This is a genomic window from Arthrobacter sp. (assembly GCF_031179385.1).
GTDB lineage: Bacteria > Actinomycetota > Actinomycetes > Actinomycetales > Micrococcaceae > Arthrobacter_D.
Window position 1 is genome coordinate 1 of record NZ_JAPSHV010000087.1, and the last position, 12,364, is coordinate 12,364.

Sequence of the window (12,364 nt, forward strand, 5' to 3'; positions counted from 1 at the left end):
TCGTGAGCTGAAGATTGAGCAGGGTACTCCCGTTGTACGTTTCCGGCGGCAGTTGCTGGCCGACCGCGAACCTATGAGCGTCGACGAGAACTTCATCCCTGCCCACCGCGTTCCAGGGATCCTCGATAATGAGCCACCGACGTCGCTGTACAACGTGCTCAGTGAGCGGTACGGGCTAGTGATGGAGTGGGGCGAGGACACGGTGGAGGCGACCGCCGCATCGCCCTCTATTGCCCGCCTGTTGAACGTGGAAATGGGCGCACCGCTGTTGAAGATCCAGCGTCATGCCTATGTTGCACGAAGTATGGTGGACTATTCGGTTTCCTACTACCGCGCGGACAGATACAAGCTTTGGGTTCCCCTCCAGCGTCCAGGGGTGCGGACACCCCGAACGTACACCGCAAAGCGCTTCAACTGAAGCGTCTGGTCTGGTCCAGCAACGATCCGTCACCCGCTGCGAGGCAGAGTCACTGCTGCAGCGGCCCAAGTGGCAGCGCTTGGCAGCGCTTCAGCCGGCGCAATCAATGAACGCACTCCCGTGAACGCAATCCGATGAGGGAAAACGTCAAGAACGCAAAAGCGGGCGGGACACACGATGAAGTGTGTCCCGCCCGCTTTTGCTATGGCTATAGGAGACGCTTAGTGGCTCGAGATAGAAGCCTTGTCGTGTTCGCTGGCAACCTCGCCGTGATGCCCATGCGAGTGGGCTTGCTCGAGTTCGGCCGGCGTTACCGGTGCCACGCGGTCTTCGAAGAAGAAGCGTGACGCCAGGGCGCGGCGCTTCTCGCCCTTCGAAACGTGGCCGTTCACATCCGGCTGGGCAGTCAGAGCCTCGGGAGAGTCGAAACTGACGAGCTTGTACCGCTTGTACTCGTCCACCGGCTCGTGGACCTCGATGAACTCACCGTGCGGAAGCCGGACAATGCGGCCTGTCTCGCGTCCATGAAGCACGATCTCGCGATCCTTGCGCTGCAGGGCGAGAGCGATGCGACGGGCAACTACGAATCCGATAACCGGTCCTAGGATGACCAGTGCACGCAGCCAGTAAGTTACGTCGTTCAACGACACCATGAAGTGGGTGGCGATGAGGTCGGAGCTGGCCGCTGCCCACATCACGCAGTAGAAGACGACACCTGCCACGCCGATACCCGTGCGGGTCGGGGCATTACGCGGGCGGTCGAGCAGATGCTTCTCACGACGGTCCTTGGTTACCCAGGCTTCGATCCAGGGCCACGCGAAGAGCAGCGTGAAAACAATACCTGCCGGCACGAGCGCCGGGAAGAGCACGTTCAACGAGAGCGTGTTCGTTCCCCAGGGAAGGGGGATGTTCCACTCGAACGGGAAGTTGCCCAGGACGCCCGGCATGAGACGAAGAGCGCCGTCGACCCAACCGATGTACCAGTCCGGCTGTGTGCCTGCAGATACGGGGGAGGGGTCGTATGGTCCGTAGTTCCAGATCGGGTTGATCGTGAACGCGGCGGAGATGGCGGCGATGATGCCGAAGACGATGAAGAAGAATCCACCGGCCTTGGCGGCGTACACCGGTCCGACCGGGTAACCCACAACGTTGTCGTTGGTGCGGCCCGGGCCAGGGAACTGCGTGTGCTTGTGAACTACCACCAGGAAGAGGTGAATTGCGATCAGGAGCAGGATCATTGCCGGGATGAGCAGGATGTGAAGCACGTAGAGGCGCGGGATGATCACCGTGCCCGGGAACTCACCGCCGAAGAGGAAGAAGCTGATGTACGTGCCCACAACGGGTATCGACTTCACGACGCCGTCGATGATGCGCAGGCCATTACCGGAGAGCAGGTCATCGGGGAGCGAGTAGCCGGTGAATCCTGCGGCCATCGCCAGGATGAGCAGGACACCGCCGATTACCCAGTTGAGTTCACGGGGCCGACGGAAAGCGCCGGTGAAGAAGACGCGAAGCATGTGCACGGACACCGCGGCAACGAAGAGCAGCGCCGACCAGTGGTGAACCTGACGCATGAAAAGTCCACCGCGAATATCGAATGAGATATCGAGGGAGGATGCGTACGCCATGGACATCTCTATGCCTCGAAGGGGCACGTAGCTTCCATCGTAGTGAGTCTCAGCCATCGACGGGTCAAAGAAGAACGTCAGGAATGTGCCCGAGAGCAACAGGATCACGAACGAGTAGAGCGCAACCTCGCCGAACATGAATGTCCAGTGGTCGGGGAAGATCTTGCGCCCGAACTCCTTGACAATGGCGGATCCGCCAACGCGGGTGTCGACGAAGTTGGTGATCTTGCCGACGCTGGTTTTGGGCTGGTACTGGTGTCCAGCTGCCGAGCTGCTCATGTCAGCCACGCTCCCAGTAACTTGGTCCTACGGGTTCTTGGAAGTCGCTCGTCGCTACCAGGTAGCCTTCCTCATCAACGGAGATGGGGAGCTGGGGAAGCGGACGGGCGGCCGGGCCGAAGATAACCTTGCATTCCTGTGTCAGGTCGAAGGTTGACTGGTGGCACGGACACAGCAGGTGATGGGTCTGCTGCTCGTAGAGGGCTACCGGGCAGCCCACATGGGTACAAATCTTTGAGTAGGCGACGATGCCGTCGTATCCCCAGTCTTCGCGTCCCGGTGACGGGTTGAGCGATTCCGGGTTGAGGCGCATCAACAGGACAACTGCCTTTGCCTTCTCCTCCAGCTTGTGCTCGGACTCATTCAGACCTTCCGGAATGACGTGGAAAGCGGAGCCGATGGTCACATCGGAGGCCTTGATCGGAGTTCCGCTCGGGTCGCGGGTGAGGCGTACTCCCTCGTCCCACATCGTCTGACGCAGCACGTCTCCCGGCAGCGGACCGAGGTCGCGGAAGATTGCGATGGCAGGGAAGATTGCGAGGACGCCGGCGCCCAGGAGGGTGTTGCGAATGAGCGGACGACGCTTGATTCCGGACTCCTCGAGGATGTCGCCGACGATCTTCTCAGCATCTGCCCGATCAGCCTCCGGACGGATCTCGTGGCGATCCTCTGCGATCTCGTGGTCGGGCATGAGGGTCTTCGCCCAGTGGACGATACCTACACCGATACCGAGCATTGCGAAAGCCGTTCCCAGGCCAAGCAGAAGGTTCTGCAGGCGGAGGGTTCCGATCGTCTGATCCAGCGGGATGAAGAAGTACCCGAAGAAGAAGAGAAGGGTGCCGAGGATGGAGATCAGGAAAAGCACCCCGACCTGGCGCTCGGCGCGCTTCTCTGCGCGGGGATCTGTGTCAGCCAAGCGCGGCCGGTGCGGCGGAAGTCCAGGGTCCTGGAACTTCTGCACGCTGCCCTGACCGGGCTTAGCTACGGTAACCGCGTTTTCCGGGCTGCCGTGACTATGGTCGGCCATGATCCCTCTCATCCTTCTTTAGAAACTTCACTCATCAATCCTGTGTAACTAGTTCTTTGCTGCGCCTCGGCCCGCTATGAGGAGCGGGAGGTGAGCCAAACAGTGAAAGCGATGATCACTCCGAGTCCAGCTACCCAGATGAAGAGACCTTCGGAGACCGGACCGAGCGAACCGAGATCCGCGCCACCGGGGGAACCCTGTTCCTCAATGATCTTTAGGAACGCAATGATGTCCTGCTTGTCCTCGGGAGTGATGTTCGCATCACTGAAAACCGGCATGTTCTGCGGACCGGTCACCATGGCCTCGTAGATGTGCTTTTCGGTGACACCCTCGAGGGTCGGCGCGAACTTACCCCGGGTAAGAGCGCCACCAGCTGCAGCTGCGTTGTGGCACATGGCGCAGTTCACGCGGAACAGCTCACCGCCGGCGGCCGGGTCGACTTCCTCGCCGGAGGTATCGAGCAGTTCTTCGCTCGGGATGGCAGGGCCGGCGCCGAGGGATGCAACGTAAGCAGCCATCTGCTGGATCTGCTCTTCGGTGAACTGGACCGGCTTCTGCAGTGCCTGCGGGCCCTGCATCTGGAGCGGCATGCGCCCGGTTCCCACCTGGAAGTCAACCGACGCAGCACCGACACCGATGAGCGACGGACCGTCTTCGGTACCAGCGGCGCCCATGCCGTGACAGGTAGCGCAGTTGGCGACAAAGAGCTTCTCGCCTTCTTCGATGTCGCTGGCGGAAACGCTGGTTTGTGCTTTGGCCTCGTTCGCGTTGCTTGCGACGGCGTAGATGCCACCTGTTAGCAACAAGCCCATGAGCAGCAGCGCTATTGCTGCCAGGGGGTGACGCCGCCTCTGCGAAAGTGCCTTCACGTCCTGTTTCCTGCCTTCTGTATTGCCTTGATACGTTCAACGATTGGTGTCAGCCACCGTCGCGACCGCCACGCTAATTCTACCCCGGGTAGAAAAGGGTTCAAGAGAAATCTACTTCAAGAAATAGATGATGATGAACAAGCCGATCCACACCACGTCGACGAAGTGCCAGTAGTACGAGGTAACGATCGCCGATGTCGCCTCGAAGTGGCCAAAACGCTTCGCGGCGTATGCGCGTCCAATGATGAACAGGAAGGCGATGAGGCCGCCGATCACGTGCAGTCCGTGGAAGCCGGTGGTGATGTAGAAGGACGAGCCGTAGGCGTTGGCTGACAGGGAGATTCCTTCAGCGACGAGCTCTGCGTATTCGTAGGCCTGCACAGCAACGAAGACCGCGCCCATGATGAAAGTGAGCAGGTACCACTCGACCATTCCCCACTTCGCGACGTTCAAGACTCCGCCGACCCTGCGCGGCTGGAGGCGCTCTGCGGCGAACACGCCCATCTGGCAGGTGAACGAACTCGACACCAGGATGATGGTGTTGATCAGGGCGAACGGCACGTTGAGCTTTTCCGTCTCGGCGGCCCAAAGCTCGCCGGAGGTCGAGCGCAATGTGAAGTACATGGCGAAGAGTCCGGCAAAGAACATAAGTTCACTGGAGAGCCATACAACGGTGCCAACCGAAACCATATTCGGGCGGTTGAGTGTTGGATGCGCAGTGGAGCTGGGGGCATGGGTCGCTGTCGTCACCCTGACATTATGTCTCTAAAAGTTCCCACTTCACCAATGCGAAACAGCGTCGGCGTGCCCTGTCGGTACCCCCGAGGGCACGAGTTGCCCGTAATGGCGCGGGAGTAACAACGGGATGACTTTCTACAATTCGTAGATAACCTAGGAGAGTGACTGCGATTTCTGCTCCGGACGCCCCTGCAACCAGTTGGCCGCAGCTGATCTCGAAGCTCATTGAGGGGAAGGATCTAACGGCTTCCCAAACACGCTGGGCAATGGATTCCATCATGGAGGGGATTGCCTCCCACGCTCAGATTGCCGGCTTCCTCGTCGGGTTGCGCTCCAAAGGGGAGTCGGTCGCGGAGCTGACAGGACTCGTAGAAGCAATGCTGGCCCGAGCCCATCGCATCAACGTTCCCGGGCCGGCGCTCGATATCGTCGGTACCGGGGGAGACGGGCTGAACACACTGAACATTTCCACCATGTCTTCCCTGGTTGCGGTGGGTGCCGGTGCCAGGGTCATCAAGCACGGCAACCGCGGTGCATCCTCGTCTTCCGGAGCCGCTGACGTCATCGAGGCTCTGGGCGTTCGGCTCGATCTTTCGGTGGACGACGTCGCCAGGTCGGCCGAGGAAGCCAACATCACTTTCTGCTTCGCCCAGGTGTTCCACCCATCCATGCGGCATGTCGCTGTTCCACGCAGGGAACTCGGCGTTCCGACCGCCTTCAACTTCCTCGGCCCTCTCAGTAATCCGGCGGGCGTCGAAGCGCAGGCGCTCGGTTGTGCCAGCGAGCGTATGGCTCCGCTTATGGCGGGGGTCCTGGCGGCCCGGGGGATCCGCGCCCTGGTATTCCGCGGAAGCGACGGCCGGGACAAGCTGACCACGAGCGGCTCATCGACTGTCTGGGAGGTCCGCGGAGGGATCACCACGGAGCAAACTGTTCATCCTGGGGACTTCGATCTGCCGGTGGCAACCGTCGAGGCGCTCAGGGGTTCAGACGCTCAAAGCAACGCGAAGGTGGTGCGCCGCCTGTTGGCGGGGGAGACCGGTCCGGTGCGCGACGCCGTCGTGCTGAATGCGGCGGCAGGCCTCACCGCACTGGACACCGAGCACTCGGCGCCGCTCGTGGAGAGGATCCGGACCAACATGGCGCGCGCGCAGGAGTCCATCGACTCAGGCGCGGCGCAGGCCGCACTGGACCGGTGGGTCGCGGTCACCCGGGGGTAGGTTCGGGTTCAGCCTTCGAAGCCCAGGGAGAAGGCGGCGTCGAGGTCGTGATTCGAGTAGGACCGAAACGCAATCTGGGTGGTAGTGGATTCGACGCCCTCCACCTTTGAGAGCCGGTCGGCGATGACGTCCGCCAGGTCCTCGTGGCGGTTGACCCGTGCGATGGCGATGAGGTCCCACTCGCCGGTGACGGAATACACCTCGCTGATCCCCTCAAGCTCCGAGATCTCCTGTGCACATTCGGGAATGCGGGAAGCATCGGTCTGAATGAGTACGAAAGCTGTGATCATGTGGCGGCTCCTTGGTTCTGACTGGGGGAGTGGGGGGCTGGCCGCTGCTGCGTGTGGCGGCCTCGAAACTTCAATACTCGTGCTGCAATGCTCCGCGGGACAACCAGAAACACTCCGAGAACGCAGAGTGTGACCATCTGGAAGGACAGCGCCGCACTCTCACCCAGGGCAACGCGAAGCAGCAGGCCGCCGCCTGCTGTAACAAGCCACATGGGAATCGCCGTCCGCACCACGTTGGTCGGCTGTCGCCACGCGCGAAGAAGCAAGGAGGCTGCGACGTAGGCAATGAGGAAGGGGAGCGCGGTGCTCAGAATGCCCTGGGGCGAGAGCGTCCCGTAATGGGAGAGGCGGCCGAGGAGCGCGAAGAAGGCAATCAGCACGACGTCGACGGCGAGCCAGGGCACGTAGCCTCGCTTGTGCACGCCCCACCCGCCGCCACTTGCGCTCGTCATGGATTCAGCCTAATGGTTCCGGGCGCCGAAACCGGCGTTCCGCACGCAGCGCGGGCACCGCAGCAGCCCGAGCGGATCTGTTCCATAGCAGCAAGCCGGGTTCTACCCTTGAAACATGTGCAGGAATATCAGGACACTTCATAATTTCGAGCCCGCAGCCACCAGCGAGGAGGTTCATGCGGCTGCCCTTCAGTACGTCCGCAAGGTCAGCGGCACCACCAAGCCGTCCCGGGCGAACCAGGAGGCTTTCGATCGCGCGGTCGAGGAAATCGGCTTCATCACTGAAAGGCTGTTGTCGGAACTGGTCACCACAGCGCCGCCGAAGGACCGCGACGAGGAGGCCGCCAAGGCGAAGGAGCGCTCGGCCCGCCGTTTCGCCACAGCCTGATTACCATCACGCGGGCCGCCCCAACCCTCGCAGTACTGGGCGAAGAACCCTCCGTGGTGCACTATATGGTCACGGAGTGCTCCGTAAGCGTGCCTTGACCAGAGGTACCGGTCGCCCTCCGCTAGTGACACGAGGAGACCGTTATGAGCACGCGCTTGAACCCGTACCTTGGCTTTCGTGACACCGCCAAAGAAGCGATGACCTATTACCAATCGGTCTTCGGCGGCGAATTGACGCTCAGTACGTTCCGCGATTTCCAGGCCAGCGAAGACGAGAGCGAGCTGGACAAGATCATGCATGGAATGCTGACCACCGAGAGCGGGATGGTCATCATGGCGGCAGACACCCCGAACAGCATGGACTACACCCCGGGCAACACATTCTCCATTTCCCTCAGCGGCGAGAATGAAAGTGAGCTGCGGGGATACTGGGACCGCCTGGCCGGAGATGGATCGGTGACCGTGCCACTTGAAGTTGCCCCGTGGGGTGACCACTTTGGAATGTGCACGGACAAATTCGGCGTGGCCTGGCTGGTCAATATCGCCGGTGCGCCGCCGCAGGCATAATCCTGGTCAGCGTTGCGTCGGGGGGAGGCGGAGCTGGAGTTCAGTCCCGCCCTCTTTCGGTTAGTTGACATAATGTCGATTATCGGCACTTTCGGAGCGTCGCACGGAAGGGGTCAACACAGCGTCTCCCTTCGGGTTGTCCTCGTTGTCCTGTGCGTGACGGAGATCTCCAGTTGGGGCATCCTGTTCTACGCCTTTCCGGTCCTCGCGGGCGAGATCAGCTCGACAACCGGCTGGACACTGCCGGCCGTGAACGGAGCGTTCTCTACCGCATTGGCTTGTTCGGCTTTCACCGGGCTGGTCGTCGGCCGGGTGTTGGACCGCCGCGGTCCGCGCACCGTCATGACGCTGGGATCCGTCCTTGCTGCTCCGGCGCTCTGCCTGGTAGCCATCGCGGGCAATCTGCCGACGTTCTTCGCCGGTTGGGCATTGGCGGGTATCGCCATGGGAATGGTGCTCTATCCACCGGCCTTCGCGGCGGTGACGCGGTGGTGGACGAATCGCCGTACACGCGCGCTGACAATTCTCACAATCGTCGGCGGGCTGGCCAGCACCGTTTTTGCACCATTGACAGCAGTTCTGACCGCCGCCGTCGGGTGGCGCACCACGTACCTGATCCTGGCGGGCTTTCTCTTCATCGTCACCGTCCCGGCGCACTTTTTCGGGCTGAGAAGACCGTGGGTGCCCAACCACACCGCTTCGTCCGGATCACAGCTCACCCAGCTACCGCCGTCGGAAATTATTCGGAGTTTGCCGTTTGCGGCGCTTGTCGGCGCAGTCAGCCTTACCGCTCTCGCCTCCTTCGCGGCCGTCGTCAACCTTGTTCCGCTACTGACGGAACGGGGAATCGGCACTGCCCTTGCGGCGACAGCGCTGGGAATCGGCGGGATCGGTCAGGTCGTGGGCCGGCTCGGTTACGGCTTGTTCGAGCGGTTGCCCCTCAGACCGCGTACTGTGGCCATTCTGCTGGCGGCAGCGTTAACGACGGCGCTGCTCGGCCTGGCAGAAACCCTCACCGCCGCGATCATCATCGCTTTGGCGGCTGGAGTGACCCGCGGGATCTTCACCCTGTTGCATGCAACCGCCATCACGGACCGCTGGGGTCCGGCGCATTACGGCCGGTTGACCGCCCTCTTGGCATCGCCCATCGCTCTTGCGACCGCGCTTGGACCGTGGGTCGGAGCGGGCCTCGCCGCCATGCTCGGCAGTTACTCGCAAGCCTTCCTCGTTCTCGCGGGGATCAACGCGCTGGCGGTCATCCTGGCCCTCTACAGCGTGCCGCGAGCCGCGCCGCCCAGCCGCGCGTCGACCCTAGGATAGGACGATGGGCACTTACACACGCGAGGAAATCCGCGCCCGGGTCCGCGACGTCGTCAATGAAACAGCACCACCGATCGTCCAACTGGGCGATCCTGTGCTGCGGACCCCGTCGGTTGTTTTCGACGGTCAGCTGGACGATGCAGAACTGGCTGAACTCCTGGTGACCATGCGCAGGGCCATGCAGAACGCGCCCGGTGTCGGCCTGGCAGCCCCGCAGCTGGGGATCCCCCTGCGCATTGCCGTCATCGAGGACGTCATCCCCCAGCCCGATGAGATTTCCCGGGTCCGCGAGCGCCCGCCGTTGCCATACTTCGCCGTCATTAACCCGACGTACACGCCGGTCGGACGCGACACGGCGTCATTCTTCGAGGGCTGCCTGTCCTTCAGCGGCTGGCAGGCGGTGGTCGAGAGGCACCGTACCGTCCAGCTGGAGTATCTGACCCCTGAGGGTGTGCAGGCCACGCGGCAGTTCACCGGGTGGCCTGCACGGATCGTGCAGCACGAGACCGATCACCTGAACGGCGTGATCTACATCGATAAGGCGAACACACGGTCACTCGTGAGTAGCGCCGCATACAGCGAACGCTGGTCGCAGCCCGGGATCGACCTGGCCCAGCGTTCGCTCAACTTCTAGGCAGGCTGGTTCTTCTTGCTCGGCAGCTTGTCTGCCCACCACCGGAGGATGTGCTCGAACCTCTGACGCCGATGCCAGGGGGTACCGGATCGCGAAAGCTCATGCGTCTCCCCCGGGAAAATCAGCATCTCCGTCTCTACCCCATGACGTTTCAGGGCCGTGTAATACCGCTGTGCCTGTTCGAGCGGGCAGCGCAGATCTTCCTCTGAATGAATGACGAAGGTAGGTGTTCGCACCTTGTCCACATGGGCATACGGGCTCTGCGCACGGACTTTCTCGGGATCGGCGCCCGTGTAGGCCTCCGAGAAGAACCACCCGATGTCCGAAGATCCGATGAAGGATTCCGGATCCAGGAACCCGCGCTCGACGACGGCGCCCTGGAAGCGATGATCGTTGGCAACCAGCCACGCCGTCAGATAACCGCCGTAGGAGCCTCCCATTACACCCAGCCGGTCGCCGTCGAGCTGGGTGTACTTCAGGACTGCACCCTCGAGGAACGCGAGCACGTCCTGCATGTCCACTGTTCCCATGGCCTCCTTGATGACACGGCCGTGCTCCTGACCGTAACCGGCGGCACCCCGAGGGTTGCACATAACGACTGCGTAGCCGGCCTCGACATACACCTGTGCCTCGTCGAAGTAGCCCCACCCGTACTGGGCGTATGGTCCGCCGTGAATGTTGAGAAGTACCGGATGCGGGCCGTCCCCTTCGGGAACCATTACCCAGCCGTGGACCGGGTAGCCGTCCGGAGCGCTGAAGGTCTCCTCCCGCAGCTCGGCTATCGTGGTTTCGCTGCGGAGACCTGCGGAGAAGTCGGTCAGCCGCTTCAGTTCCCGGCCGTCGACGAGGGCGACCTCACCCATGGTGAGCGGGTCGGTGTAGGAGACGACGACGGTGGCACCTGTAGTAGCGGCTCCCGTCACGACGCAGTCACCGGCGGCAAGCGTCTGCAAGGTCCCGTCCGGATCGATGCGTAGGAGGTCGTTTGCTCCTCGCCTGCGATTGAAGACCAGCACTCCGCCATCGCCGGCCGGAACGACTTCGCTGACCTCCCCCAAGTCGAAGGTTTCGGGATCGGTCAGCAATCGAGGCTGACCGGGAGCGTCCGCCGGAGCGACGTAGAGGGCCGTATTCCTGGCGACGAAATCGAGACCGGTGGGTGAGAGAGCGCTACCGAGGTAGTAGAGCCACCGGCCGTCCTGGCTGTGCACCGGGGACCCGCAGGTGAGCAACTCACCGGTCAGATTGCTCAGGCGCTGCCTGTCCGTTCCGTCTAGCGCGATCGAGTAGATGTCCGAGCGGAGACTGGTTGCGGAGTCGGGTTCGAGGGCGGCGCTGAAGATGATGCGCGACCCTTCAGCGTCGAAGCGCGGCGCCGAATGGTCAGCGTCCGCGTCTGTAAGCTGCTTTGCCGAAGGAAATTCGCCTGATGCTGGTTCTTCGGCGGAACGTGCCGCACGTCCCACCGGCTTGATGTAGGGCTCCTCCCCCAGAACCGGCACGTCCAAGAGGAACAGCTGAATTCGTTTGTCCCCGGTATAGCCCACGCCGTTCATCTGGTACTTGTAGCCGGTGATCAGTCGCGGATCCTCCTGACCAGCTGCTACGCCGTCCACGGTTCCGTAGCGACCGTCCTGCGGGACTCGTGCGCTGAAGACAATGTGCCCGGAACCGGGAGACCACTCGAAATCGGAGACGCCGAGGGGTTGATCGCTGAGCTGCCGGGGCTCCCCTCCCCCGCTGTCAACAATGAACAACTGCGGTTTGCCGCCCTGGGAAGCCCGCAGGAAGGCGATGACTGCACCGTCTGGGGAAAACTTCGGTGCGGTGTCGCGGAAGCCCCGGGTAATTCGACGGGGAGAACGGCTGTCCAGCGGCACCTCCCACAACTGGCCGACGGCGGCGTCGGAATCGTAATCGGGTCGGGTCACGGAGACCACACAGCGAGTGGCGTCGGGATGGAGCGAGGGTGTGCCCACGGAGTTCAACAAATTGAGTGTGTTTGGTTTCACAGTCCGAGACTATGCCCGCTGGGTGCCGCCGCTCAAAGCGGCAGCGTCGACACCTACGATGGTTGGGTGCCCTCATTCCCCGGAAATATTCTTATGTGTCCGGTTTGTCGTGATCGGCTGGATGCAGGTCCCACCTTCACGTCGGAGACATCCACGCAACAGGGGGGCAGGCCCCGTCTGCTTCAGTGCCAGCGTGGGCATCGATTCGACGCCGCCCGGCAGGGCTACTTCAATCTCCTGACGGGCAGGGGAACCGGCTTCGAGGCTGACACAACGGCGATGGTTCAGGCGCGCATCGATTTCCTGGGCGGAGGTCACTTCAGCCCTCTTGCGGACGCGGTCGGCAGGGCAGCAGCGGAATGCGCGGTCGATAATCCCGTCGTCCTGGACGCCGGAGCCGGCACTGGTTATTACCTTCGGGAACTCGAACGGCAGGTGCCGGTGTCAGCGGTCGTCGCCCTCGACATCTCGAAATTTGCCCTGAGGCGGGCGGCGAAGCTGCTCCCCGATGCGCTGTGCCTGG

General features: G+C 62.3%; 14 protein-coding genes. 7 read left to right on the forward strand and 7 right to left on the reverse strand.

Annotated features, from left to right (window positions below):
- Nucleotides 1–418, forward strand: a 418-nt coding sequence (locus tag RIF85_RS11690) for a UTRA domain-containing protein (RefSeq protein ID WP_309072080.1), incomplete at its 5' end; no start/stop codon positions are given.
- Nucleotides 419–639: 221 nt separating this feature from the next.
- Here the strand turns inward: RIF85_RS11690 and RIF85_RS11695 are convergent.
- The 4 genes from RIF85_RS11695 to RIF85_RS11710 form a co-directional block, all read right to left on the reverse strand.
- Nucleotides 640–2,325 carry a ubiquinol-cytochrome c reductase cytochrome b subunit gene (locus RIF85_RS11695; protein ID WP_309072081.1) on the reverse strand — a complete coding sequence of 562 codons (1,686 nt, stop codon included), beginning with the start codon at nucleotides 2,323–2,325 and terminating at the stop codon, nucleotides 640–642.
- A gap of 1 nt (nucleotide 2,326) precedes the next feature.
- A complete protein-coding gene (locus RIF85_RS11700; RefSeq protein ID WP_309072082.1) occupies nucleotides 2,327–3,352 on the reverse strand; it encodes a Rieske 2Fe-2S domain-containing protein in 1,026 nt (341 codons plus the stop codon).
- Nucleotides 3,353–3,426: 74 nt separating this feature from the next.
- A complete protein-coding gene (locus RIF85_RS11705; RefSeq protein WP_309072083.1) occupies nucleotides 3,427–4,221 on the reverse strand; it encodes a cytochrome c in 795 nt (264 codons plus the stop codon).
- A gap of 111 nt (nucleotides 4,222–4,332) precedes the next feature.
- Nucleotides 4,333–4,971 carry a heme-copper oxidase subunit III gene (locus tag RIF85_RS11710; protein ID WP_309072084.1) on the reverse strand — a complete coding sequence of 213 codons (639 nt, stop codon included), beginning with the start codon at nucleotides 4,969–4,971 and terminating at the stop codon, nucleotides 4,333–4,335.
- 149 nt (nucleotides 4,972–5,120) lie between these two features.
- Between RIF85_RS11710 and trpD the strand changes: the two genes are divergently transcribed.
- A complete protein-coding gene (gene trpD, locus RIF85_RS11715; protein WP_309072085.1) occupies nucleotides 5,121–6,179 on the forward strand; it encodes an anthranilate phosphoribosyltransferase in 1,059 nt (352 codons plus the stop codon).
- A gap of 8 nt (nucleotides 6,180–6,187) precedes the next feature.
- On the opposite strand, the gene RIF85_RS11720 is transcribed toward trpD, so the two are convergent.
- Nucleotides 6,188–6,469, reverse strand: coding sequence for an Lrp/AsnC ligand binding domain-containing protein (locus tag RIF85_RS11720; RefSeq protein WP_309072086.1), 282 nt, complete (start codon nucleotides 6,467–6,469; stop codon nucleotides 6,188–6,190).
- On the reverse strand, nucleotides 6,466–6,921 hold the full coding sequence (locus RIF85_RS11725; RefSeq protein WP_309072087.1) for a DUF3054 domain-containing protein: 456 nt from the start codon (nucleotides 6,919–6,921) through the stop codon (nucleotides 6,466–6,468). The genes RIF85_RS11720 and RIF85_RS11725 overlap by 4 nt, the downstream gene beginning before the upstream one ends.
- A 115-nt stretch (nucleotides 6,922–7,036) precedes the next feature.
- On the opposite strand from RIF85_RS11725, the gene RIF85_RS11730 reads away from it, so the two are divergent.
- The 4 genes from RIF85_RS11730 to RIF85_RS11745 all read left to right on the forward strand — a co-directional run bounded on the left by RIF85_RS11730 (nucleotide 7,037) and on the right by RIF85_RS11745 (nucleotide 9,829).
- Nucleotides 7,037–7,309, forward strand: a complete 273-nt coding sequence (locus RIF85_RS11730; RefSeq protein WP_309072088.1) for a DUF2277 domain-containing protein — start codon at nucleotides 7,037–7,039, stop codon at nucleotides 7,307–7,309.
- A gap of 143 nt (nucleotides 7,310–7,452) precedes the next feature.
- Complete coding sequence (locus RIF85_RS11735) at nucleotides 7,453–7,875, forward strand: VOC family protein (protein WP_309072089.1); 423 nt, start codon at nucleotides 7,453–7,455, stop codon at nucleotides 7,873–7,875.
- A gap of 72 nt (nucleotides 7,876–7,947) precedes the next feature.
- Nucleotides 7,948–9,195, forward strand: coding sequence for an MFS transporter (locus RIF85_RS11740; protein ID WP_309072090.1), 1,248 nt, complete (start codon nucleotides 7,948–7,950; stop codon nucleotides 9,193–9,195).
- Between the two features lie 4 nt (nucleotides 9,196–9,199).
- Nucleotides 9,200–9,829 (forward strand): peptide deformylase, encoded by a 630-nt coding sequence (locus RIF85_RS11745; protein WP_309072091.1) that lies wholly within the window; start codon nucleotides 9,200–9,202, stop codon nucleotides 9,827–9,829.
- Here the strand turns inward: RIF85_RS11745 and RIF85_RS11750 are convergent.
- On the reverse strand, nucleotides 9,826–11,841 hold the full coding sequence (locus RIF85_RS11750; RefSeq protein WP_309072092.1) for a S9 family peptidase: 2,016 nt from the start codon (nucleotides 11,839–11,841) through the stop codon (nucleotides 9,826–9,828). The genes RIF85_RS11745 and RIF85_RS11750 overlap by 4 nt on opposite strands.
- A gap of 66 nt (nucleotides 11,842–11,907) precedes the next feature.
- Between RIF85_RS11750 and RIF85_RS11755 the strand changes: the two genes are divergently transcribed.
- Nucleotides 11,908–12,364 (forward strand): putative RNA methyltransferase (locus RIF85_RS11755; protein WP_375164842.1); only part of this gene is annotated, 457 nt, incomplete at its 3' end.

Excerpts from the sequence above, each read along its gene's own strand:
- RIF85_RS11695 (WP_309072081.1), bottom strand. The coding sequence starts at position 2,325 with ATGAGCAGCTCGGCAGCTGGACACCAGTACCAGCCCAAAACCAGCGTC.
- RIF85_RS11700 (WP_309072082.1), bottom strand. The coding sequence starts at position 3,352 with ATGGCCGACCATAGTCACGGCAGCCCGGAAAACGCGGTTACCGTAGCT.
- RIF85_RS11720 (WP_309072086.1), bottom strand. The coding sequence starts at position 6,469 with ATGATCACAGCTTTCGTACTCATTCAGACCGATGCTTCCCGCATTCCC.
- RIF85_RS11725 (WP_309072087.1), bottom strand. The coding sequence starts at position 6,921 with ATGACGAGCGCAAGTGGCGGCGGGTGGGGCGTGCACAAGCGAGGCTAC.
- RIF85_RS11730 (WP_309072088.1), top strand. The coding sequence starts at position 7,037 with ATGTGCAGGAATATCAGGACACTTCATAATTTCGAGCCCGCAGCCACC.
- RIF85_RS11735 (WP_309072089.1), top strand. The coding sequence starts at position 7,453 with ATGAGCACGCGCTTGAACCCGTACCTTGGCTTTCGTGACACCGCCAAA.
- RIF85_RS11740 (WP_309072090.1), top strand. The coding sequence starts at position 7,948 with ATGTCGATTATCGGCACTTTCGGAGCGTCGCACGGAAGGGGTCAACAC.
- RIF85_RS11745 (WP_309072091.1), top strand. The coding sequence starts at position 9,200 with ATGGGCACTTACACACGCGAGGAAATCCGCGCCCGGGTCCGCGACGTC.